The organism is Nocardia vinacea, assembly GCF_035920345.1.
Classification (GTDB): domain Bacteria; phylum Actinomycetota; class Actinomycetes; order Mycobacteriales; family Mycobacteriaceae; genus Nocardia; species Nocardia vinacea_A.
The window spans coordinates 4,728,550-4,750,526 of sequence record NZ_CP109149.1 but is presented as its reverse complement, the minus strand read 5'-3'; the positions used below and the strand labels follow the sequence as shown (position 1 = coordinate 4,750,526).

Genomic DNA, 21,977 nt, shown 5'->3' with positions numbered 1-21,977 from the left:
TCTGCTCGCTCCGGACGCGTCGGAACAGCCAAAACTTGTGCAGCCGTGAGCGCGCCTCAGCCCGGATCGCGTACCTCGGTTGCTCGTCGGAAAGGTGATCGAGAATGGCCGAGCGCCGCACACTGGCCGAGAAGGTGTGGGAGCAGCACGTCGTCGCCCACGGAGCGGGCGAGGGCGCCTCGCGGGAACCCGATCTGATCTACATCGATCTGCACCTCGTGCACGAGGTGACCAGCCCGCAGGCGTTCGACGGACTCCGCGCCGCGGGCCGTCCGGTGCGCCGTCCCGATCTCACCATCGCGACCGAGGACCACAACGTCCCGACGATCGATATCGATAAGCCGATCGCCGACCCCATTTCGCGTACCCAGGTCGAGACGCTGCGCCACAATTGCGCGGAATTCGGTGTGCGCCTGCATCCGATGGGGGACCTGGATCAGGGCATCGTGCACGTCGTCGGGCCGCAATTGGGTTTGACCCAGCCGGGGACGACGGTGGTGTGCGGCGATAGCCACACCTCCACGCACGGCGCGTTCGGCGCGCTGGCCATGGGCATCGGCACCAGTGAGGTCGAGCACGTCCTTGCCACGCAGACGCTCTCGCTGCGCCCGTTCAAGACCATGGCGATCACCGTTGACGGCCAATTGCCGCCCGGTGTCACGAGTAAGGACCTGATTCTGGCCGTCATCGCCCAGATCGGTACCGGCGGCGGTCAGGGCTACGTGCTCGAGTATCGCGGCGAGGCCATTCGCGCCATGTCGATGGAGGCGCGAATGACGATCTGCAACATGTCGATCGAGGCGGGCGCGCGGGCCGGCATGATCGCTCCTGACGAAACCACCTATGAATTCCTCAAAGGCCGCCCGCACGCGCCGCAGGGAGCCGACTGGGATGCCGCAGTGGCCGCCTGGGAGGCGCTGAAGACCGATGAGGGCGCCGTTTTCGACGCCGAGGTGCACATCGACGCCGCCGCGCTGACTCCGTTCGTCACCTGGGGCACCAACCCGGGCCAGGGTGCGCCACTGAGCGAGCAGGTGCCCGATCCCGCGCAGATTACCGACGAGACGGCACGTGAGTCCGCGGAGAAAGCGTTGCGATACATGGATTTGGAGCCGGGTACTCCACTTCGTGATGTTTCGGTCGACGCCGTATTCGTCGGTTCGTGCACCAACGGACGCATCGAGGATTTGCGTGCCGTGGCCGGGATTTTGAAGGGACGCCGCGTCGCCGACGGCGTGCGAATGTTGGTTGTACCGGGATCTATGCGGGTGCGCGCCCAGGCGGAAAAAGAAGGACTGGGCGAGATTTTCACCGCGGCGGGCGCCGAATGGCGTCAGGCGGGCTGCTCGATGTGCTTGGGAATGAATCCCGATCAGCTCGCGCCGGGCCAGCGTTGTGCTTCGACTTCGAACCGTAACTTCGAGGGTCGGCAGGGCAAAGGTGGCCGTACACACCTGGTTTCCCCGCTCGTAGCGGCCGCAACGGCGGTCCGCGGCACCCTGTCCTCGCCCGCGGATCTGGACTGATCGGCGCGCGGACGCCGTTGTGTCCGCGCCGATTCGTGTTCCGGCCGCTAGCGACTGCTTGCAGGTCGCTCGAAACGACTGCCGTAGCGGCTGCTTGCAGGTCGCTCGAAACGGTCAGCCCAAATCGTCTAATGACCCAGGAGAATCAGCAAATGGATGCCTTCACCGTGCACAAGGGGATCGGAGTGCCGCTGCGCCGATCCAATGTCGACACCGATCAGATCATTCCGGCCGTCTACCTGAAGCGGGTGACGCGAACGGGATTCGAGGACGGACTGTTCGCAGCATGGCGATCGGATCCGGACTTCATTCTGAACACCGAACCCTATAACCGGGGCAGTGTGCTGGTGGCCGGTCCGGACTTCGGTACCGGATCCTCGCGCGAACACGCGGTATGGGCGCTGTCGGACTACGGCTTTCGCGTCGTCATCTCCTCGCGCTTCGCCGACATCTTCCGCGGCAATGCGGGTAAGGGCGGACTGTTGGCCGCGCAGATGTCACAGAACGATGTCGAAATGCTCTGGAAGTTGCTCGAGGAACAGCCGGGTCTCGAATTGGTAGTAGACCTCGAGGCACGCACGGTCACGGCCGGAACCGTCGTGTTGCCGTTCGATATTGATGACTACACGCGGTGGCGTCTGCTCGAAGGATTGGACGACATCGGGCTGACACTGCGGCGTAGTGACGTCATCGGCGAGTTCGAAAAGGCAAGGCCAAGTTGGAAACCCACAACCCTTCCGGCGCATATTTCGCAGGCGTAATCACCCGGTAGCGATAGCTGAGTTCACCTTGGGGCGGTAGCTGGACGTGTGCTAAACCACATGAATTTTGGCGTGGCACATAGACTCTTGCTCAAAGTGGGTTTACCGTGGTACCTAGTCGGTCCGACGACGGGCCATTAGTCTGCGGAGGATTCAATGAACAAGGCGGAACTGATCGACGTTCTGACCGAAAAGTTGGGTACGGACAGGCGCACGGCCACCGCGGCAGTCGAGCATGTGGTCGACACCATCGTGCGCGCGGTGCACAAGGGTCAGAGCGTCACAATCACCGGATTCGGTGTGTTCGAACAGCGTAAGCGTGCGGCTCGCGTCGCACGGAACCCGCGTACCGGCGAAACCGTGAAGGTTAAGCCCACTTCGGTGCCGGCGTTCCGTCCGGGCGCGCAGTTCAAAGCCGTCATCGCGGGTAAGCAGAAGCTGACCGCGAGCGGCCCTGCGGTAAAGCGCGGAGCGAATGCACCGGTGGCAGCCAAGAAGGCGGCCGCAAAGAAGACGGCGGCCAAGAAGACCGCCGCCAAGAAGGCAACCGCCACCAAGGCGCCCGCGAAGAAGACGGCGGCCAAGAAGGCCCCGGCAAAGACGACGGCGCGCAAGGCAACTGCCACCAAGACGGCCGCGAAGAAGGCACCTGCCAAGAAGACCGTCGCCAAGAAGGCGGCGACAGCGGCCAAGAAGGCGACGACAGCGGCCAAGAAGACCACCACCGCCGCCAAGAAGACGGTCGCGAAGAAGGCGCCCGCGAAGAAGACCGCGGCCAAGAAGGCTCCGGCCCGTCGCGCGCGCTGACGCTGAAGGTGCACTGCCACCGGGTGATTCGGCTCCGCTAGGCGGAATCACCGGCAAACCGACTCGAAACGGCCCCGAGGTTCGCCTCGGGGCCGTTTCGGCTGTCTGCGCCTGGATTTGGTGTCGAGAAGTGACCGTATGACGGTTGTGGTCCCCTCCAGGCGTCAGAACCCTACTGCGGCGTCAGGACTTGACGATGGCGTCCGAGAGTGACCGGTCGAGGTGGTCGGCGGCGACCAATCGACCCGAGGCGAACGACAGCACCCACACACTGCCTTTGCGGTTACGCGCGGACGGCAGCGCAATGCCGTCCCGATCGGCCCACCACCGCAGCAGATCGGGAATTACCTTGCCCTGACTGCACAGAACGCGCACCGCACGATTCGACACGAGTGAAAGGGCGCGTTGTCGAGCCTTGTCCGGCGCTGCGGCATAAGCGGTTTCGGAGAAATCCGGTTCGATGTCGATGGTCGTGCCGAGTTTCTCCGCCAGTGGTTCCATCGTCTGGACGCAGCGCAGCGGATCGGCCGAAAAGATCTCGGACGCACCGAATGCCAGCAGATTCGAGACCAACGCATCGGCTTGGGCCCGACCGGCTCGCTCCAGCGGGCGCTGCTCGTCCGGACCGTCGAATCGGTCCCTGCTGCCCGCCTTGGCGTGCCGCACCACAAGCAGCGTGCTGGTGGCGGCGGGCAGGCGGGTGAAGGCGCGCATCACCTGCCGGTCCATCGGATACGACAATTGGTCCATCACCCGGTCCAAGGTGTACCAGGACAGCACATCTACCTCGGAATTGGCGCTGAATTCCCCGCCGGAAACCTCGGCGGCCCAATAGTCCACCCGCTTGAGTTTCCGATGACCCGGAATCGGATACGTGACGTGCCCGAGGTAGCGGCCGAGCCGGCAGTCGAGGCCGGTTTCCTCGCGGACCTCGCGGACGGCGGCGAGCACCGGCGTCTCGCCCGGATCGAGTTTGCCTTTCGGCAGCGACCAATCCTGGTACTTGGGGCGGTGCACCACGGCGATCTCGATGGCGCCGGATTTAGCGGCCGCTCTGCGCCACAGCACCGCACCGGCGGCGTGAATGTTGGCTGTTACCCGGGGATCCCAGAACGGTCCCCCGTCCATCTCATATCCCGTCGTATCGCTCACGACTGCGCCTCGCTGGACCTCGGCTCCGTAGCGCGCGAGTGTGCGCTGTGTTGACGATTCACTCGCTGATGCTCGCTCACGACTGCGCCTCGCTGGGCTCGGTCTCCGTCGTGCGCGAGTGTGCGCTGTGTAGATGGTTCATTCGCTGCCGCTCGCTCACGGCTGCTCCGGTCTCCGCACTCGCATCATGAATTGCTGGTGGTCACGTACCTCGACGCCGTTGCGATCGGCGCCGTCGGGTGCGGCGTGCCAGCTGCCATCGGCTTGGAGTACCCAGCAGCGCGTCGTCGGATACAGCGCCGAATCGAAGACCGAGCCCAGCTGCTCGCACAGCTTCGGATCCTTCACCTGTGCCATGACTTCCACGCGCCGGTCCAGATTCCGGTGCATCATGTCGGCGCTGCCGATCCAGTATTGGTCCTGGGCCTGGAAGTGCATGATCCGCGAATGTTCCAGGAAGCGACCGAGAATCGAGCGAACCTCGATGTTCTCGCTCATCCCCTCGACGCCGGGTCGCAGACCGCAGATGCCGCGCACCACGATCTGCACCGGTATACCGGCCTGAGAAGCTCGGTAGAGGGCGTCGATGACTTGCTCGTCGACAATTGCATTGGCCTTCATCCGGATTCGCGCCGGGACGCCCTGACTCGCCAGCTCGATCTCGCGCTGGATCCGCTCGATGATTCCGGCGCGCACACCCTGCGGCGCGACAAGCAGGTTGCGGTAGTTGGCCTTTCGTGAGTAACCGGTCAGCGAATTGAACAGATCGGTCAGATCGGCGCCGATTTCCGGTGCGGCGGTGAGCAACCCGACGTCCTCGTACAGACGCGCGGTCTTCGGGTTGTAGTTTCCGGTGCCGATATGGCAGTAGCGGCGGATGGTCGAACCCTCGCGACGCACCACCAGGCAGGTCTTGCAGTGCGTCTTGAGGCCGATGAGACCGTAGACCACGTGCACGCCCGCCTGTTCCAGCGCGCGGGCCCATTTGATATTGGCCTGTTCGTCGAAGCGGGCCTTGATCTCGACCAGCGCGACGACCTGTTTACCCGCCTCGGCCGCGTCGATGAGCGCGTTCACGATCGGGGAGTCACCTGAGGTCCGGTACAGGGTCTGTTTGATCGCGAGCACCTGCGGGTCGGCGGCGGCTTGTTCGATGAAGCGCTGCACGCTGGTGGAGAACGAGTCGTAGGGGTGGTGCACCAGCACATCGCCCTCGCGCAGCGCCTGGAAGACATTGCGCGGGGTTTCGCGCTCGCCGAACGCGGGCGGCGTCGCGGGCACATACGGTGCGTCCTTGAGATTGGGCCGGTCCACGCCGTACACCTGCCAGAGGCAGGACAGGTCCAGCAGGCCGGGCACCTGGATCACATCGCCGGGATCGACCTCGAGTTCGCGCAGCAGCAGATCGAGCATGTGCTCGGTCATATCGTCGGAGACCTCTAGTCGGACCGGCGAACCGAAGCGGCGGCGAGCGAGTTCGCGCTCCAGCGCCTGCAGCAGATCCTCGTCGCGATCCTCGTCGACCTCGAAGTCGGCATTGCGGGTGATCCGGAAAGAGTGGTGTTCGACCACCTTCATACCCGGGAACAGCAGATCGAGGTGCGCGGCGATCAGTGCTTCCATCGGCAGGAAGGCCGCGACCGGGGACCCGGAATCGGTGCGCCGCACTCGAACGAAGCGATCGACGTTGTCGGGCACCTTGACGCGGGCGAAATGCTCGCCGCCGGTGGAGGAATCCTTCACCGTCACCGCGAGGTTGAGACTCAGGCCGCTGATGTAGGGGAACGGGTGTGCCGGATCCACCGCGAGCGGGGTGAGGACCGGAAAAACCTGATCCTGGAAGTAGGCCGAGAGGCGCTGGCGCTCATCGTCATCCAGATCGGACCAGTCGATGACGGCGATACCCTCGGCGGTCAGTGAAGGCAGTACCGAGTCGAGGAAGACGCGCGCGTGCCGGTCGGCGATCTCCTGGGCGCGCGCCGCGATCAGCTCCAATTGTTCGGTGGGCGAACGGCCATCGGCCGAACGCACCGAAAGTCCGGTCTCCGCACGGCGTTTGAGGCCGGCGACGCGGACCATATAGAACTCGTCCAGATTGGAGGCGAAGATCGCCAGGAATTTCGCGCGCTCCAACAATGGCAGCGATGCGTCCTCGGCAAGTGCGAGAACTCGGGTGTTGAAGTCGAGCCAACTGAGTTCGCGGTTCAGGTAGCGATCACGTGGCAACCGCTGTTCGTCGGCATCCTCGGCCGGTGTTGTCGCGGCGGGCAGTGCGGTCGGCAGCACTTGTTGTTTGACGGTTTCGATTTCGCTCATGCCCGCGCCTCGCTGGCACGCGGCACCGACATGCGCGACGCACGCTGGTTCCGAAATAGCTTGCTTCGCTCACTCACGCCAACGATCATCCCCTACAAACCGGGCCGTGTGCAGCCCGACGTCATCATTGCCGTGCGTATCACGCCGGATGTGGCGACCCGCTAGCACACCCGGCGTACCCGCTCGTGAACGCGAATAGGCCAACCGATGTCGTGCAGCACAGCACCTGTCGAATCGCCCGCGCCGAGTTCGATGGCGCGGTCCAGATCGTCGGCGGTGTCGACGTCGAGCCGCAATCCGGGCCAGTCGCCGTGCAGGTCGACCGCACCCGCGTCGATGTGTCGACGCGCCGAGCCGGGACCGAAGCGTGGATCCAGCGGGGCGACGGTATCGCGGACCAATAACGCGGACGTGCCGCTGCCCGCGTGGTCGACGATGACCGAACGAACGCCGACCGGCGCGGTGGTCAGCATGTCCGAGAGTTCGTCGGGGCGCAAGGCGGGCAGATCCGCCTGTAGGGCCAGCAGTTCGACCGGGCCGTGCCGGTGTCGCAATGCGGTGGCCGCGTCGGTGAGCGCGGTGTTCAGGCCGTCCGGATCGGTCGCGTCGATGACCTCGCGGTGGGGTTCGGGATGTACGACCGCGCCGAGCCTGCGTGCCAGCTCGGCGACGACCGGATCCGGGGTCACCACGGTGACCGATGCGATCCGCGGAACCGCGACGGCAGCGGACACGGTGTCGGCGAGCATGGCGAGCACCAGCCGGGCCCGGTGTTCCGGGCGCAGCCGATCGGCCAGCCGGCTCTTGGCCCGATCGAGGCTCTTCACCGCGATCACGGCGTGCAACGCATGCGGACGCATGGTGCTAATCCTTCCATGAGTGGTTCCGTGGCATATTGGGCAGATGACGAGGGCGGCAGTGCTGGGCGCGGGATCATGGGGGACCGCGTTCGCGAAGGTGTTGGCGGACGCGGGAACCGACGTCACGATCTGGGCCAGGCGGCCCGAGGTGGCCAAGGCTTTGGCCACGGAACATCGCAATCCGTTCTATCTGCCCGATGTGCAATTACCCAGCTTGACGGCCACCCATGACCACGCCGAGGCACTCGACGGCGCCGATATCGTCGTGCTCGCGGTTCCGTCCCAATCCCTGCGCGCGAATCTCGAGACGTGGCGGGACTCGATCGGGCCGGATGCCGCGCTGCTGAGCCTGGCCAAGGGCATCGAGACCGGCACGCTGCTGCGGATGAGTCAGGTCATCGGTGCGGTGACCGGTGCCGACGAGAGCCGCATCGCGGTGCTGTCCGGTCCGAACCTGGCCAAGGAGATCGCGGCCGAGCAGCCCGCGGCCACCGTGATCGCGTGCACCGATGCCGCGCGGGCCGTCGCACTGCAGCAGGCCTGCGCCAACGGCTACTTCCGGCCCTACACCAATACCGATGTGATCGGCTGTGAGATCGGTGGCGCCTGTAAGAACGTCATCGCGCTCGCCTGCGGCATCGCCTCGGGAATGGGGTTGGGCGACAACTCGATTGCCAGCCTGATCACCCGAGGGCTGGCCGAGATCATCCGGCTCGGGGTCGCACTGGGCGCGGAGCCGGTCACGTTGGCCGGACTGGCCGGGGTCGGCGATCTGGTCGCCACCTGTACCTCGCCACTGTCGCGAAACCGGTCGTTCGGGCATGTGCTCGGGGCCGGCGGGTCCATGGAGGCGGCCCAGGAGGCCACCCATGGTCAGGTCGCCGAGGGTGTGAAGTCGTGCACATCGGTGCGGGCGCTGGCCGCGGCGCACAATGTCGAGATGCCGCTGACCACGTCGGTGCACCAGGTATGTCATGAGGGCGTTTCGGTGCGCGAGGCGGTCGGCAATTTGCTGGGTCGGCGGATCAAACCGGAATAGGGGCGAACGCTATAAGCGCACAGGCACGAGGTTGGTTCGGCACCCATAACGGGTACGGTTCCGTTCATGACGAACCGGATCAGGGTTGCTGTGGTGTTCGGCGGGCGCAGTAACGAGCACGCCGTCTCGTGTGTGTCGGCCGGCAGCGTGCTGCGCAACCTCGATCCGGAAAAGTACGAGGCCGTGCCCATCGGCATCACCATCGACGGCGCCTGGGTGCTCGGTGGTTCCGAGGTGGCGTCGCTCGGATTCAAGGACAACGCGCTGCCCGCTGTGGACAGCAGCGGCACCGCGCTCACGCTGGCCGCCGATCCGAGCCGGTCCGGCTCGTTGGTCGCGCTCGATGATCCGAGTGCGGCACTGGGGTCGGTGGATGTGGTGTTCCCGATCCTGCACGGCCCGTTCGGTGAGGACGGCACGTTGCAGGGCATGCTCGAATTGGCCGGGGTGCCGTATGTCGGGCCGGGGGTGCTGGCCAGCGCCGCGGGGATGGATAAGGAATTCACCAAGAAGCTGCTCGCCGCGGAGGGGCTGCCGATCGGGCGGCAGCTGGTGCTGCGGCGCGGGACCGACACGCTCGACGCGGATGATCGCGCGCTGCTGGGCCTGCCGGTATTCGTCAAACCGGCGCGCGGTGGTTCCTCGATCGGCATCACCAAGGTCACCGATTGGAGCGAGTTGGACGCGGCGATCGCGGCGGCGCGTGAACACGATCCGAAGGTGATCGTGGAGGCGGGCATAGTCGGCCGCGAAGTCGAATGTGGCGTGCTGGAATTTCCGGACGGGCGGGTCGGGGCCAGTGTGGTCGCCGAGATTCGGATGCCGGATGCCGATGCCGCGGCGCCGGAGTTCTACGACTTCGACACCAAATACCTGGACGATGTCTGCGAATTCGATGTTCCGGCCAAACTGGACGACGAAGTGTCCGACAGCGTCAGGGAACTCGCGGTACGGGCGTTCAAAGCGCTTGACTGCCAAGGTTTGGCGCGCGTGGACTTCTTCGTTACGGCGGAGGGGCCGGTGATCAACGAGATCAATACGATGCCCGGTTTCACCTCGATTTCCATGTATCCGCGGATGTGGGAGGCGACCGGAATCGACTACCGGGCACTGGTTTCCACACTGATCGAGACGGCGCTCGCACGGGGTACCGGGTTGCGGTGATCGACGCTCGGCTTTCGGCCAGGACCCGCGGTGTCGCAAGTGCGCACCCAGTACTGCGGGTGTGGCGCAACGGCGCGGGGTGAGAACGTCAGTTCGGTAGTGGGCCGGGATCAATCGGCTGGGCCGGTATGTTGGCGGTAATCGTGTCCGAAACTCCTTGTAGCGGAGTCGGTCCAGAGCCGTCGGGAACGGTCAGCGCGATATAGGTTGCGCGGTCGACGGCGAACCAGGTGCTCGCCTTGGCGGCCGCATCGCGGACCTCGAACCATTGCACGCCATTGACGATCTGTAGCGGTGAGGCGCGGTTGAACTCCAACGGTCGTTCCAAACCGCAGCGCAGCACGATGGCGTTGCCGCCGTCCTTGCGCTGCCAGGCGCGGGTCGCGGGGGGAGCCGGTTCCACCAGCGTGGATTTGGAGTAGTCGCCGAGATCGACCGGCAATGCGGGCAGCAGCGCGATGCATGCGGGTCCGTCCGCGGCGGGCGCGGGAACCGGACCGAGGACCAGCGGTTCGCGTTCGATCGGTGCGCGTCGGGCGAGAACTGCGGCGACCAGAACGGCGACTACCAGCACGACCGGGAGTGCGACTGCGGTCGCGATCAGCGCGGGCGGGTAGCCGCTGGATTCGGGCGCGGGCTCGTCGGCGGATTCGGTGCTGTCGGAAGCTGCGGGCTCGGCGTCGACGGCATCGGTTGAAGCTGTTGCGGGCTCCGCGTCGGCGGCCCTGGTTGAGGCTGTTGCGGAGTCGGCGGGCTCGGCATCGGTTGAAGCTGCAGTGGGCTCGGCGGATTCGGTGCTGTCGGAGTCCGCAGGCTCGGCGCTGGTTGAAGCTGGTTCGGGCTCGGCATCGGCGGCTGGGGAAGGGCTCTCGGCTTCGCTGTGATCTACGGTGGGTGTGGGTTCTGCCGCAGCGCTGTCCGCAGCCGAATCGGCCGTTCCGTTAGACAGCTCGGCCTTCGACGACTCCGCCTCCGACGAATCGCGGTCCGACGATTCCGCCGCCATGCTCACCGATCCCTTCCTGTTCGCGCTGGTGGGGCCCGGTCACCTGGGGGATGGATGCCGCGCACCGGCCTGGTCGTACACGATTGCCTTGGAAAGGGTACCCTCGGGGCGATTTCAGCCAGCACGACGCCGGGAAGGGACCAGGTCATCAGCGACAGCACACGGCCGAAGACAGTGCGTGAGCTGGGGGAGTTCGCGCTGATCGAGCGGATCAACTCGGGGCGGGTGCAGGCGCCCGGCGTGCTGCTCGGCCCCGGTGACGACGCCGCCCTGGTGGCCGCGCCGGACGGCCGTTTCGTGGTCACCACCGACATGCTGATCCAGGATCGACATTTCCGGCTCGACTGGTCCGGTCCGCGCGATATCGGGCGCAAGGCCATCGCGCAGAATGCCGCCGACGTGGTCGCTATGGGTGCCGTGCCGACCGCATTCGTGGTGGCGTTCGGCTGTCCGGCCGATACGCCGCTCGAGCTGGTGGATGCGCTCACCGACGGGATGTGGGCCGAGGCGCGTCGCGCGGGCGGTTCCATCGCGGGCGGCGATGTGGTGCGCAGCCCGCAGCTGGTCATCTCGGTCACCGCTTTCGGTGATCTGGACGGCCGCGCGCCGATCACCAGAGCCGGTGCACGCGTGGGGGATACGGTCGCGGTGGTCGGTCGCCTCGGCTGGTCCGCAGCGGGGTTGGCAGTGCTGACCGCAGGATTCGATCCGGCAGACGAATTCTCCGCCGAAGCGCTTGCGGCCCATCGGGTCCCACAGCCGCCCTATTCAGCTGTGCTCGCTGTAGTCGCCGATTCCGCTGCCGGAGTAGACAACCCGGGAGTGTCCCCAGCGGAAGGCGTACTCGGCTCGGAGCGCGTCGGGGTGTCGGATCAGCACGCGGTGGAGTTCGGAGTGGAGGGCATCATCGGATCTGCCACCGAAGTGCCCGCGATACCCACCGCGCTCACCGATATTTCGGACGGATTGCTCGCGGATCTGGGCCATATCGCCGAGGCGTCCGGTGTCGCCATCGATATCCACTTGAAGACATTGCGCGATCCGGCTCTGGCGACGATCGCGCAGCGTTTGGATGCCGATGCGGCGCAATGGATTCTGACCGGCGGCGAGGATCACGCGTTCGCCGGAACCTGGCCCGCGCACCGGGAGCTGCCGCCCGGTTGGGTGCCGATCGGACGGGTGCTGGCAGGTCACGGTGTCACCGTCGACGGTGCGCGGCATCCGGGCAGTGGGGGCTGGGAATCGTTCAGCGGGGTGGACTCGGCATCCGAGCCCGAGCCACGATAGGTTGTGCGGTCATGGGCGCGAAACCACTGACGGAAATCATGGATCCGGGTTGGGCAAAGGCTCTCGAACCGGTTGCGGAGCAGATCTCGGCGATGGGCGAATTCCTGCGCGCGGAGAATGCGGCGGGCCGTGGTTATCTACCGGCCGGTGAGAATGTGCTGCGCGCCTTTCAGCGTCCCTTCGATGCGGTGCGCGTGTTGATTGTCGGCCAGGATCCGTATCCGACGGCCGGACATCCGATGGGCCTGAGTTTCTCTGTCGCCCCCGATGTTTCGCCGGTGCCGCGTAGCCTCGCCAATATCTTCGCCGAATACAGCAAGGACCTCGGCCACCAGACGCCGTCCAACGGCGACTTGAGCCCGTGGTCGGATCAGGGCGTACTGCTGCTGAACCGAGTCCTGACGGTTTCGCCGGGACAGCCCGCCTCGCACCGTGGCAAGGGCTGGGAGGCGGTGACCGATCAGGCGATTCGCGCGCTGGTGGCCAGGGACGAGCCGCTGGTCGCGATCCTGTGGGGTCGTGATGCGCAGACACTTAAACCGCAGCTGGCCGCGGCCGAGGTGCCCTATATCGAATCCGTGCACCCGTCACCACTGTCGGCCTCGCGCGGCTTTTTTGGTTCGCGACCCTTCTCACGAGTGAATGAACTACTCGACGAATTGGGTGCCGAGCCTGTTGACTGGCGCCTGCCCTAGATCTCGGGCGTCGAGGTTAAAACACAGTAGAGGAGCACAATTTCATGCAGAACAAGACCGTTCGCGGCGCACTGCGCGGCACCACCGCCACGCTGGCCCTGTGCGCGGCCCTGGCCGGCGGCAGTGCGGCGGCGAATGCGGCCGGGTTGCCGCTCGAGCCCGCCACGGAGACCTCCGCGCCGAAGACCGCCGCTCCGGTCGGCGAGGAATTCACCTCCAATGGCTCCTCGACCATCTCGTCCTCGGTGAATGCCAAGGTCGCGTGCCTGCTGCAGAACACCATCAGCGCGCAGGGCAAGTGGGACTGCTGAAGTCCCATTAACCGGGGCTCGCATGAGCCCCAGCGGTAACTGTGCGATCCTCGGATCGTGAGTAATGCGAACAACCTTCTCGGTCCGATCCGGCTGCGACTGCGCGGTTCGGATGGGATCGAGCTGGCCGCCGACCAGTTCGGCCCGGCGGACGGCCCGCTCGTCCTGTTTCTGCACGGTGGTGGTCAGACCAGACACTCGTGGAAGCAGACCGGTGCGAAGCTGGCCGCCGCCGGCATGCGGGTCGTCACGCTGGACGCGCGCGGCCACGGCGACAGCGAATGGTCGCCGACCGCTGATTACCGGCGTCACACGATGGTCGCGGACCTGGTGGCGGTCCTCGAACAGCTGGCTGCCCCCGCGGTCGTGGTCGGTGCGAGCATGGGCGGGATCACCGGCCTGCTCACCACCGCGGATCCGGGCGGCGCGCCGATCACCGCACTGGTGCTCGTCGACATCGTCACCCGACCCGAACCCGCCGGTGTCGCGCGGGTGATCGACTTCCTCGGCAAACATCGCGACGGCTTCGACAGCCTCGAGCAGGCCGCCGACGCGGTCGCGGAATATATGCCGCATCGGCCACGGCCCAAGAACACCGACGGCCTGCTGCGCAATCTGCGCCAGCGCGACGGCCGGTGGTACTGGCATTGGGATCCGGATATGCTCGGCGACCGCGTCGAGGATGCGAGCGAAATGGTCCCGCAGCTGGAAGCCGCCGCGCGCGCCCTCACCATTCCCGTGCTGCTGGTGCGCGGCATGCAATCCGATGTGGTGACGCCGGAAGGCGCCGCGGAATTCCAGGCATTGGTGCCGCATGCGCAGCTGATCGAGATCGGCGGAGCGGCGCATACCGCGGCCGGTGACGACAATGACTCGTTCACCGACGCGGTCGCGAAATTCGTGCTCCAGGTGCGCGGTTAGCTACCGGTTCTGGTAGTCGGGCTTGCGCTTCTCGACGAAGGCATCCACGCCCTCGCGCCCGGCCGGGCTGTTCGCCGCGGCGCTGATGGCATCGCGCTCGTAGTCGAGCTGGTCGCTCAGCGTCGACGAATTCGACCGTGCCAGTAGCGATTTGATGCTCGCGTAGGCGGATCGCGGTCCAGTGGCGAGGGTTCGGGCCACCTCCAGTGCCTCGGCCGGTACCTGCTCGTCATCGACGAGCCGACTCAGGATGCCGAGCTGCAGCGCCGTTTCGGCGTCGAGAATCGCGTCGGTGAGCAGGATTTCGCGGGCGCGGCCAGCACCGACGATCCGCGGCAGCGTCCACGACATGCCGCCGTCCGGGCTCAACGCGATGCCCGGATACGCCGGGCGCAGCTTGGTGCTCGGGCCGCCGATCGCGATATCCGCCGCGCACACCAGGCTCATCCCGGCTCCGGCCGCCCACCCCTGCACCCCGGCGACGACGGGCACGATGGTCTCGTCGAGCGCGCGCACGAATTCGTGCAGATCCGTCGCGAGGCCATAGATATGACCGGCCCGATCCTCGGCCGCCGCGAAACCGCGCACATTGCCACCCGCGGAGAAGTTCGGTCCGGCGCCCGTCAGCAGGACGGCTCCGATCTCGCGGTCGGCCGACCGCAATGCCTCGGTGCCCGCATTGATGCCCGCGAAGTCCAGGGAGGTGCCGTTCGCGGCGGTCGAGATGGTGATCTGTAGTACGCCGTCGACGACGGTGACGTACTCGGTGTGCGTGGAAGTCATGGCCAGCACATTAGCTTCCCGCCCCGAGTCGTCTTCCGGTCAGAGGCGGACCATGCGGACTTCGATGGCAGGGGTGAAGGCCTCGATGCGGCTGGTGCCGTCGAGTTCGAAGCCGTGTTTGCGGTAAAAGGCCTGGGCGCGTGGGTTCTTCTCGAAGACCCAGAGAGAGCACGGGATGTCGGGTGCTACGGCCGCGCGGATGAGATCGTGGGCGACGCCGGTGCCGTACCAGGCGGCGCGGACATAGAGGGCGTTGAGTTCGGTTGGGGTGACCGGCGATTCGTCGCGTGACGCGGTCGCACACGAGAAGCCGATCACCTCGTCGTCGACGAGGGCGACATAGGCGCTGCCCGGGTTGCGGACCCGGACGCGTTCCCACTGCTCCGCGCGGCGGTCGACCTCGAACGCATCCAGGATGTGGTCGGGGACCAGGCCCCGATAGGCCTCACGCCAGCAGGCGATATGGCATTCGGCGAGGCCGTGGACGTATTCGGCGACGAGTGGGGCTATGCGCCAGGCGGGCCTGGTCATGGAGACCATCGTTGCCGAGGGCGGTCATCGATGACCAGCGTCCGCAGATGACTACGCCCCGAGCACCTAGTGGTGTCGGGGCGTATGTCGGTCTCTGGGTGAATCAGCCGCGAACGACCTTGCCCGCCTTCAGGCAGGAGGTGCACACGTTCATGCGGCGGGTGTTGCCCGGCGCGACCTGTGCGCGCACGGTCTGGATGTTCGGGTTCCAACGACGGTTGGTACGCCGGTGCGAGTGCGAGACCGACTTCCCGAAGCCGGGGCCCTTGGCGCAGACGTCGCAGACGGCAGCCATAGTCGCGAACTCCTTCATGTCATGTGGGGACCGCCGCACGTCGGCAGCATGTCCGGAAACAATGTCTTAATGCCCTGCCGACTGACGTCGGCCAGCGCGAACCCTCTCGGCCGCGCTAGGCAACCCTGCAAGGGTAGCTGGCGGCGCCCGGATCCGCCAAACCGGGTCATGAACCGACGACCCGTGGGCACACCCGATGGTAGTGGATCGGTGTCGCCGATCGACTGTCGGTATCGCCAGCTAACCTGGCCAACGGTGGCAGAACCTTTCGAGCGATCTGCCAGCAGTCGCTTGGGTGCGGGTGGCACGGCGGTGTGAACGATCGCGGAGAGAGGTGGCGGTGCCCGGAGTGCGGGACATGATGGGCGATGGCCCTGACGCGGGTCTGCCTGCCGTTGCCGGTCCGAATGAACTGAACGGCCCGGCCCTGCTGCATTGGGGCCGCATCTGCCTCGAAGGCCTACAGCAGCGTCGCGAGGAGATCAACGCCCTCAACGTCTTCCCCATCGCCGACGCCGATACCGGTACGAACATGCTCGCCACCATGCGAGCGGCAATGCAGGCCGCGGATGCCGCGGTGATATCGGCGCGCGGGTCCGAGCGATCGGATGGTTTCGTGGCCGACGGTTATGCAGCAGATGCTGGGGCGGTCCGCAATGGCGCGAAATCGGACGGCGGTGCCGCAATATCGCACCCCCCTGCGACGTCGCCGGGGGAGTTCGCGGACCGAGCTATTGCCACGACCGGTGTCGATCGCCCGACTCCGCCTGGTACTGCGGGGAACGGGAGTTCGCGGAATGCCTCCAGCGCAGGGGTGGCGAGCGGGTATCACGAACCAGGTGACTCGCTCTCGACGCACGATGTGGCTGCGGCGATGGCGCGGGGGGCGACGCTCGGGGCGCGCGGGAATTCCGGGATCATTCTGTCGCAGGTGCTGCGGGGAATTGCCGAGGCGGCGCGCGGGGGGCCGCTGACCGCGCGGACGTTGCGTTACGCGCTGGCCACGGCATCGGCGCTGGTTCGGGAATCGCTGAGTGTGCCGGTCGAGGGGACCATCCTGACCGTCCTGGAGCGGGCAGCGGAATGTGCTGCGGCCTCTCCGGAATCCGCCCTGGCCGAGGTGGCGGTGGCGGCGGCCGACGGTGCTGCCGAGGCGCTCGGTGATACGCCCGCCCAGCTCGGCGTGCTGCGCGAGGCAGGGGTGGTCGATGCGGGTGCGCGCGGGTTGGTCGTGCTGCTCGACAGTCTGGTCGCGGTCACCCTCGGCGAGACACCCGATCGGCCGGCGTACGTGCGCGGCGACTTCGTATTCGCTGGTGACCAGGCAGGAGTTGATCGTGCCACCGCCGCACCGGCTGCCGATTCCGCACCGCGGGCCGACGCCGAACCGCACGGCAGCTGTGCCGAAACCCTGAACAGTGCCGAACCCCACTTCGAGGTGATGTACCTCCTGTCGGACACCGACGACCGACGAATCGCCCGCCTCCGCGATCGTCTCGCCGACCTCGGCGACTCGGTGGTGGTCGTCGGCGACGGTGCGGGCTCCTGGTCCGCGCACGTCCACTGCGCCGACGCGGGCGCCGCCGTAGAAGCAGGTATCGCCACCGGCACCCTCAGCGCCATCCACATCGAAAGCTTCACCATCACCGCCCGCCCAACACCTGCGCCCTCCGATGCGGCCGCGCACTCGGGTGCGGCCGCGCACTCGGGCAAAATCCCGGACGCCGACTTTGCCGACCACGCTGAGGGCGTCGGGCACCCTGATACAGCCCCCGCCGACGTTGCGGGTCGCGCTGGTGCCGCAGGGCAGCGTGGTGGTGTCGGACGCGCGGTCGAGCCCGCACGTACTGATGCTGCTGGGCACCGCGATGTAGCCCCGGCCGATGGTGCGGGTCGCGCCGATGCCGCCGCACAGCATGGAGGCGTTGCACACCCTGATGCGCCCGCGCGTGCCGAAGCTCCCCGCACGACCATCGGATCCGTTGCAACACCGCCCATCGGACCCGATCATGACGGTCCCGCGGACCGCGCCGTCCTGGCTGTCGCATCGGGAGATGGCGCGGCGGCGCTTTTCGAGGCCGGGGGTGCGGTGGTGCTCGGCGGTGACGGGCCGGTGACCGGTGCGGCGCTGCTTGCGGCGATTCGCCGGCTGCCGAATCGGGAGGTGTTGGTGCTGCCGAATGGCGCGCTGCCCGCGCACGAGTTGGTTGCGGTCGGTGTTGCGGCGCGTGACGTGCATCGGGACGTGTTGTTGTTGCCGAGCGGGTCCATGGTGCAGGGGTTGGCGGCGCTGGCGGTGCACGATTGCGGCCGGATCGCGGTGGACGATGCGTTCGCCATGTCGGAAGCGGCGGCCGCGACCCGATGGGGATCATTGCGCGCCGCGACAGAACGGGCGCTCACCATGGTCGGCACCTGCGAGGCCGGTGATGGGCTGGGGCTGGTCGGTCACGATGTCGTGGTGATCGGCCGGGATGTGCCGACCGCGGGCCGGACCCTGCTCGACCGGATGCTCGCCTTCGGCGGTGAGCTGGTCACTTTGCTCATGGGTGTGGCGGCCCCTGCTGGACTCGCGGACGAACTGGCCGCGCATATCGCGAACGGTTTCCCCGGCGTCGAGGTGATTGTGTATTCCGGTGGGCAGCAAGCGGATCTGGTGCAGATAGGGGTGGAATAGGGATATGGCGACACTCAGCGATCGGCTGGACCACCTGCTCGGCGTGAAGGCGGCCGAGCCGCTCGCCGATGCCTTCGACATGCACACCGTCGAGGATCTGTTGCGGCACTACCCATTGCGCTACGCCACCCAGGGCCAGCCGCTCACCCAGGAGCAACCGGAGGAGGGCGCGCACATTACCGTCATCGGCCGGGTGACGAAAACCGAACTGCGCCCGATGAAGAACCGCAGGGGGCGACTGCTCAAGGTCGCCCTCGACACCGGTTCGGTCGCCCCCATCGATATCACCTTCTTCAACGGCGACAAGGTGAGTTACCTTGTCCGCGAAGGAGTCCGGGCCATGATGTCGGGCACCGTGCACTGGTGGCGCCCGGACCGCTGGAACCTCTCACATCCCGATTATCTGATCCTGCCCGAGAAGGAAGAGGATTCGATCGAGAACCTCACCTCGGTGCGCGGCGGCGGCGCCTTGCGCGGATTGGCGCAGAGCGCGAAAGATAAAGGGGGAGTGGATGTCTCGTTCTTCGAACGGGAATACATCCCGGTATACCCCGCGACCGCGAAAGTGCAGAGCTGGGATCTGCTCGCCTGTGTCCGGCAAGTACTCGACCAGCTCGACCCGATCGACGATCCGCTGCCGAGCGATCTGCGCGACGACCGCGCGTTGATGAAGATCTCCGACGCACTGCGCCTGATCCACCTGCCCGAACGCAAGTCCGATATCGAACAGGCCAGGGAGCGTTTGCGTTTCGACGAGGCGCTGGCCCTACAACTGGTCCTCGCCGAGCGGCGACACGACGCGGAGGCACGAGTGGCCCGGCCGTGTCCGCCCCGATCCGACGGTATCGCAGCGGCTTTCGACACCCGCCTGCCTTTCGAACTGACCGAGGGGCAGCAGCAGGTGATCGCGGAGATCTCCGACGATCTCGCACGCAGTCATCCGATGCACCGGCTATTGCAGGGTGAGGTGGGGTCGGGCAAGACCATCGTCGCACTGCACGCCATGCTGCAGGTGGTCGATGCCGGCCAGCAATGCGCGCTGCTCGCGCCCACGGAAGTACTAGCCGCCCAACACTATCGGTCGCTGCGCGCCATGCTGGGCGATCTCGGCACCGCCGGTGAACTCGGCGCCGCCGACAACGCGACCAAGGTGGTACTGGTGACCGGCTCGATGTCGGCGTCGGCGAAGAAGGCCGCGCTACTGGATGTGGTGACCGGCGACGCGGGCATCGTGATCGGCACGCACGCGCTCATCCAGGACGCGGTGGAGTTCTTCGATCTCGGCATGGTGATCGTCGACGAACAACATCGGTTCGGTGTCGAGCAGCGGGATGCGTTGCGCGCCAAGGCGAAATCCGGCACCAGCCCGCATCTGCTCGTCATGACCGCGACCCCGATTCCCCGTACCATCGCCATGACCACCCTCGGAGATCTGGAGACCTCAACCCTCACCCAGCTGCCCCGCGGCCGCTCGCCGATCGTGTCGAAGGTGGTGCCGCGCAAACAGCATCCGAACTGGGTCGACCGGGCCTGGGAACGCATTCTCGAGGAGGTCGGCGCCGGTCGGCAGGCCTATGTGGTGTGCTCGCGCATCGGCGACGACGAGGAGAACGGCAAGGCCCGCAACGGCAAGAAGTCCGGTAAGGCCGAGGAGAAGGAAGGCCCGACCACGGCCGCCGCTCTCGAGGTCTTCGACATGCTGCGCACCGGTCCGCTCGCGAGCGTCCGGGTCGGCCTGCTGCACGGCAGGCTCCCGACCGATGAAAAAGACCAGGTGATGCGCGCATTCAACGATGGCGACATCGATGTGCTCGTCTGCACAACGGTCGTGGAGGTCGGCGTCGACGTCCCGAATGCGACCGTCATGGTCATCGTGGACGCGGACCGCTTCGGTGTCAGCCAGCTGCATCAGTTGCGCGGCCGCATCGGCCGCGGCAAACACCCCGGCCTGTGCCTGCTCATCACCGACGCGGGCCCCACCGGCACCGCCATGGCCCGCCTCGACGCCGTCGCCGCCACCACCGACGGCTTCGAACTCGCCGTCCTCGACCTGCGCCAACGCCGCGAAGGCGACGTCCTCGGCGCCGCCCAATCCGGCACCGCCCGCTCGCTGCGCCTGCTCTCCCTGCTCGACGATCTCGAAGTCATCACCGCCGCCCAAGACCTCGCCCGCCAAGTAGTCGAATCCGACCCAGGCCTCCACCACCACCCTGGCCTAGCCACCATGATGCACGCCGCCGTGGACGCCGAACGCCTGGAGTACCTGGCGAAGTCGTGAGAATGCACTGGTGGAGAGGCATTCTTGACGTTTGCCCGCACCCGCATGGTGATCAATTGTCCAGCATCAGCGCAGGACTCGTGGGTAGGGCAGATCCGTGCTGGTGTGCTCGGTGACTGCGAGGGGGCTGCCGATCTGGGGGAAGGCGCGCTGCGGGCAGGAGGGGCGCTCGCAGACCTTGCAGCCCGCGCCGATCGGCACCGCTGCGGCCGGACTGTCGACTTGTAGGCCGTTCGAATACACAAGTCGGTCGGCGTATTCGATATCGCAACCCAGGCCGATAGCGAAATCCTTTGTCGCCGTGCTGAATCCGTGTGGTCCCGCCAGCGCGGTGCGGGCGATCCAGAGGTAGCGGCGACCATCTGGCATCGCCGCCATCTGGGTCAGGATGCGACCAGGATTGGCGAAGGCCTCGTGCACCACCCACAGCGGGCAACTACCGCCGACCCGGGAGAAATGGAATGCCGTGGCGGACTGGCGTTTCGAGATATTGCCGGCCCGGTCGGTGCGGACCAGGAAGAACGGAACGCCGCGCTGCCCCTGCCGCTGCAGGGTGCTCAACCGGTGGCAGATGGTCTCGAAGCCGACCTCGAAACGCAGACTGAGCAGATCGATGTCGTAGCGCAGTTCCTCGGCGGACCGCAGAAAGCGGCCGTACGGAAGTACCAGCGCGCCCGCGAAGTAATTGGCCAACCCGATGCGCGCCAACGTCCTGGATTCACCGGTGAGCGACGGTGTTTCGGCAAGCACGGCATCCAAATCCTTGCCGTACAGCAGAAAACCGAGGGTGGTGGCGATTTGAAATGCGCGCTGTCCGGGACGCAGCCGCCGCGCCAGCGTCAGCGTGCGGCTGTCCGGATCGTAATGCCGTTTCGGGATGGTTGGATCCGCGCCGTCACCGCGCACCAGCACGGTGACCCCGGCGCGCTCCTCGGCCACCCTGGCGAGTTGCCGATCGAGTGACCCGATGCTCAGACCGCACTCTTCGAAGAGCTGTTCGGCCGCATGATCGAGTTGCCCGATGTGATTGTGATGGTCGTAGAAGAAATCCCGCACATCCTCATACGGCATGGGCACGCCGGGTCCGCCGGTCGGCGCGGCCACCCGTGCGGAGAGCAGATCGAGTTGATCTGTTGCCGCGCGCAATCGCCGATGCATCGCGACGACGATTCGGGACACCTCCGGCAGTCGCGTCGCCAGTTCCTCCACCTCGGTCAGTGGCGCACTGTCACCGCCCGCCGCATCGACGAGTACCTCATGCAGATCCGAGACCAGCCGGGCATCGGAGTCGGCCGCGAAAAATTGCACGTCGAGGTCGAAGGTGGAGTTGAGCTTCAGCAGCACCGGAATGGTGAGCGGTCGCTGGTCGCGCTCGAGCTGGTTGAGGTAGCTGGGCGATAGATCCAGGGATTTCGCCAGTGCAGCCTGGGTCATTCGCCGTTCCTCGCGCAACCGTCTTAGTCGGGCGCCCGCGTACATCTTGCGCACCGCAAGATGGTAGCCCTCGGAATTCGCAATCATCGCAAAATGGAGGATTCTCGCCCGCAGAAATCTGCTGTTGCAAGGGA

Annotated in this window: 19 protein-coding genes; 11 read left to right on the top strand and 8 right to left on the bottom strand. The window is 66.4% G+C overall.

What is annotated here, in order from left to right:
* Positions 1 to 104: 104 nt before the first annotated feature.
* The 3 genes from leuC (at position 105) to OIE68_RS21785 (ending at position 3,094) form a co-directional block, all read left to right on the top strand.
* Complete coding sequence (gene leuC / locus OIE68_RS21795) at positions 105 to 1,526, top strand: 3-isopropylmalate dehydratase large subunit (RefSeq protein ID WP_327101193.1); 1,422 nt, start codon at positions 105 to 107, stop codon at positions 1,524 to 1,526.
* Positions 1,527 to 1,678: 152 nt separating this feature from the next.
* Positions 1,679 to 2,287 carry a 3-isopropylmalate dehydratase small subunit gene (gene leuD, locus OIE68_RS21790; RefSeq protein WP_327101192.1) on the top strand — a complete coding sequence of 203 codons (609 nt, stop codon included), beginning with the start codon at positions 1,679 to 1,681 and terminating at the stop codon, positions 2,285 to 2,287.
* Positions 2,288 to 2,443: 156 nt separating this feature from the next.
* The gene (locus tag OIE68_RS21785; RefSeq protein WP_327101191.1) at positions 2,444 to 3,094 is read left to right on the top strand and encodes an HU family DNA-binding protein; all 651 of its coding nucleotides are present in this window, start codon (positions 2,444 to 2,446) and stop codon (positions 3,092 to 3,094) included.
* Positions 3,095 to 3,277: 183 nt separating this feature from the next.
* Here the strand turns inward: OIE68_RS21785 and OIE68_RS21780 are convergent, their stop codons facing one another.
* The 3 genes from OIE68_RS21780 to cofC all read right to left on the bottom strand — a co-directional run bounded on the left by OIE68_RS21780 (position 3,278) and on the right by cofC (position 7,422).
* The gene (locus OIE68_RS21780) at positions 3,278 to 4,222 is read right to left on the bottom strand and encodes a bifunctional NUDIX hydrolase/histidine phosphatase family protein (protein ID WP_327101751.1); all 945 of its coding nucleotides are present in this window, start codon (positions 4,220 to 4,222) and stop codon (positions 3,278 to 3,280) included.
* 180 nt (positions 4,223 to 4,402) lie between these two features.
* Positions 4,403 to 6,562, bottom strand: coding sequence for an RNA degradosome polyphosphate kinase (locus OIE68_RS21775; RefSeq protein ID WP_327101190.1), 2,160 nt, complete (start codon positions 6,560 to 6,562; stop codon positions 4,403 to 4,405).
* Positions 6,563 to 6,723: 161 nt separating this feature from the next.
* Positions 6,724 to 7,422, bottom strand: a complete 699-nt coding sequence (gene cofC / locus OIE68_RS21770; protein WP_327101189.1) for a 2-phospho-L-lactate guanylyltransferase — start codon at positions 7,420 to 7,422, stop codon at positions 6,724 to 6,726.
* A gap of 43 nt (positions 7,423 to 7,465) precedes the next feature.
* Between cofC and OIE68_RS21765 the strand changes: the two genes are divergently transcribed.
* Together OIE68_RS21765 and OIE68_RS21760 are read left to right on the top strand one after the other, a co-directional pair.
* Positions 7,466 to 8,461: an NAD(P)H-dependent glycerol-3-phosphate dehydrogenase gene (locus tag OIE68_RS21765; protein ID WP_327101188.1), complete on the top strand. Its 996-nt coding sequence runs from the start codon at positions 7,466 to 7,468 to the stop codon at positions 8,459 to 8,461.
* Between the two features lie 66 nt (positions 8,462 to 8,527).
* Complete coding sequence (locus OIE68_RS21760) at positions 8,528 to 9,625, top strand: D-alanine--D-alanine ligase family protein (protein WP_327101187.1); 1,098 nt, start codon at positions 8,528 to 8,530, stop codon at positions 9,623 to 9,625.
* Positions 9,626 to 9,713: 88 nt separating this feature from the next.
* Here the strand turns inward: OIE68_RS21760 and OIE68_RS21755 are convergent, their stop codons facing one another.
* Positions 9,714 to 10,631, bottom strand: coding sequence for a DUF3515 domain-containing protein (locus tag OIE68_RS21755; RefSeq protein WP_327101186.1), 918 nt, complete (start codon positions 10,629 to 10,631; stop codon positions 9,714 to 9,716).
* 174 nt (positions 10,632 to 10,805) lie between these two features.
* Between OIE68_RS21755 and thiL the strand changes: the two genes are divergently transcribed.
* The 4 genes from thiL to OIE68_RS21735 are packed head-to-tail and all read left to right on the top strand — an operon-like array spanning position 10,806 to position 13,845.
* The gene (thiL, locus tag OIE68_RS21750; RefSeq protein WP_327101185.1) at positions 10,806 to 11,918 is read left to right on the top strand and encodes a thiamine-phosphate kinase; all 1,113 of its coding nucleotides are present in this window, start codon (positions 10,806 to 10,808) and stop codon (positions 11,916 to 11,918) included.
* An 11-nt stretch (positions 11,919 to 11,929) separates the two neighbouring features.
* On the top strand, positions 11,930 to 12,613 hold the full coding sequence (locus tag OIE68_RS21745; RefSeq protein WP_327101184.1) for a uracil-DNA glycosylase: 684 nt from the start codon (positions 11,930 to 11,932) through the stop codon (positions 12,611 to 12,613).
* 44 nt (positions 12,614 to 12,657) lie between these two features.
* On the top strand, positions 12,658 to 12,924 hold the full coding sequence (locus tag OIE68_RS21740; protein WP_040693471.1) for a hypothetical protein: 267 nt from the start codon (positions 12,658 to 12,660) through the stop codon (positions 12,922 to 12,924).
* 57 nt (positions 12,925 to 12,981) lie between these two features.
* The gene (locus tag OIE68_RS21735; RefSeq protein WP_327101183.1) at positions 12,982 to 13,845 is read left to right on the top strand and encodes an alpha/beta hydrolase; all 864 of its coding nucleotides are present in this window, start codon (positions 12,982 to 12,984) and stop codon (positions 13,843 to 13,845) included.
* Here OIE68_RS21735 and OIE68_RS21730 read toward each other — a convergent pair whose 3' ends face one another.
* The 3 genes from OIE68_RS21730 to rpmB form a co-directional block, all read right to left on the bottom strand.
* Positions 13,846 to 14,628 (bottom strand): enoyl-CoA hydratase/isomerase family protein, encoded by a 783-nt coding sequence (locus OIE68_RS21730; RefSeq protein WP_327101182.1) that lies wholly within the window; start codon positions 14,626 to 14,628, stop codon positions 13,846 to 13,848.
* Between the two features lie 39 nt (positions 14,629 to 14,667).
* Positions 14,668 to 15,159 carry a GNAT family N-acetyltransferase gene (locus tag OIE68_RS21725; RefSeq protein ID WP_327101181.1) on the bottom strand — a complete coding sequence of 164 codons (492 nt, stop codon included), beginning with the start codon at positions 15,157 to 15,159 and terminating at the stop codon, positions 14,668 to 14,670.
* A 103-nt stretch (positions 15,160 to 15,262) separates the two neighbouring features.
* Positions 15,263 to 15,454 (bottom strand): 50S ribosomal protein L28, encoded by a 192-nt coding sequence (gene rpmB / locus OIE68_RS21720; protein WP_011210730.1) that lies wholly within the window; start codon positions 15,452 to 15,454, stop codon positions 15,263 to 15,265.
* A gap of 361 nt (positions 15,455 to 15,815) precedes the next feature.
* Between rpmB and OIE68_RS21715 the strand changes: the two genes are divergently transcribed.
* Both OIE68_RS21715 and recG read left to right on the top strand, forming a co-directional pair.
* Positions 15,816 to 18,131: a DAK2 domain-containing protein gene (locus tag OIE68_RS21715; RefSeq protein WP_327101750.1), complete on the top strand. Its 2,316-nt coding sequence runs from the start codon at positions 15,816 to 15,818 to the stop codon at positions 18,129 to 18,131.
* 4 nt (positions 18,132 to 18,135) lie between these two features.
* Positions 18,136 to 20,409 carry an ATP-dependent DNA helicase RecG gene (gene recG / locus OIE68_RS21710; protein WP_327101180.1) on the top strand — a complete coding sequence of 758 codons (2,274 nt, stop codon included), beginning with the start codon at positions 18,136 to 18,138 and terminating at the stop codon, positions 20,407 to 20,409.
* A gap of 66 nt (positions 20,410 to 20,475) precedes the next feature.
* On the opposite strand, the gene OIE68_RS21705 is transcribed toward recG, so the two are convergent.
* A complete protein-coding gene (locus OIE68_RS21705) occupies positions 20,476 to 21,897 on the bottom strand; it encodes a short-chain fatty acyl-CoA regulator family protein (RefSeq protein ID WP_327101179.1) in 1,422 nt (473 codons plus the stop codon).
* Positions 21,898 to 21,977: the final 80 nt, after the last annotated feature.

What these genes read in the sequence shown, in the direction of transcription:
- OIE68_RS21775 (WP_327101190.1), bottom strand. Translation starts at nt 6,562, where the DNA reads ATGAGCGAAATCGAAACCGTCAAACAACAAGTGCTGCCGACCGCACTG.
- OIE68_RS21755 (WP_327101186.1), bottom strand. Translation starts at nt 10,631, where the DNA reads ATGGCGGCGGAATCGTCGGACCGCGATTCGTCGGAGGCGGAGTCGTCG.
- cofC (WP_327101189.1), bottom strand. Translation starts at nt 7,422, where the DNA reads ATGCGTCCGCATGCGTTGCACGCCGTGATCGCGGTGAAGAGCCTCGAT.
- OIE68_RS21785 (WP_327101191.1), top strand. Translation starts at nt 2,444, where the DNA reads ATGAACAAGGCGGAACTGATCGACGTTCTGACCGAAAAGTTGGGTACG.
- OIE68_RS21745 (WP_327101184.1), top strand. Translation starts at nt 11,930, where the DNA reads ATGGGCGCGAAACCACTGACGGAAATCATGGATCCGGGTTGGGCAAAG.
- OIE68_RS21730 (WP_327101182.1), bottom strand. Translation starts at nt 14,628, where the DNA reads ATGACTTCCACGCACACCGAGTACGTCACCGTCGTCGACGGCGTACTA.
- leuD (WP_327101192.1), top strand. Translation starts at nt 1,679, where the DNA reads ATGGATGCCTTCACCGTGCACAAGGGGATCGGAGTGCCGCTGCGCCGA.
- OIE68_RS21760 (WP_327101187.1), top strand. Translation starts at nt 8,528, where the DNA reads ATGACGAACCGGATCAGGGTTGCTGTGGTGTTCGGCGGGCGCAGTAAC.
- OIE68_RS21780 (WP_327101751.1), bottom strand. Translation starts at nt 4,222, where the DNA reads ATGGACGGGGGACCGTTCTGGGATCCCCGGGTAACAGCCAACATTCAC.
- OIE68_RS21715 (WP_327101750.1), top strand. Translation starts at nt 15,816, where the DNA reads ATGGGCGATGGCCCTGACGCGGGTCTGCCTGCCGTTGCCGGTCCGAAT.
- rpmB (WP_011210730.1), bottom strand. Translation starts at nt 15,454, where the DNA reads ATGGCTGCCGTCTGCGACGTCTGCGCCAAGGGCCCCGGCTTCGGGAAG.
- recG (WP_327101180.1), top strand. Translation starts at nt 18,136, where the DNA reads ATGGCGACACTCAGCGATCGGCTGGACCACCTGCTCGGCGTGAAGGCG.
- OIE68_RS21725 (WP_327101181.1), bottom strand. Translation starts at nt 15,159, where the DNA reads ATGACCAGGCCCGCCTGGCGCATAGCCCCACTCGTCGCCGAATACGTC.
- OIE68_RS21765 (WP_327101188.1), top strand. Translation starts at nt 7,466, where the DNA reads ATGACGAGGGCGGCAGTGCTGGGCGCGGGATCATGGGGGACCGCGTTC.
- leuC (WP_327101193.1), top strand. Translation starts at nt 105, where the DNA reads ATGGCCGAGCGCCGCACACTGGCCGAGAAGGTGTGGGAGCAGCACGTC.
- OIE68_RS21740 (WP_040693471.1), top strand. Translation starts at nt 12,658, where the DNA reads ATGCAGAACAAGACCGTTCGCGGCGCACTGCGCGGCACCACCGCCACG.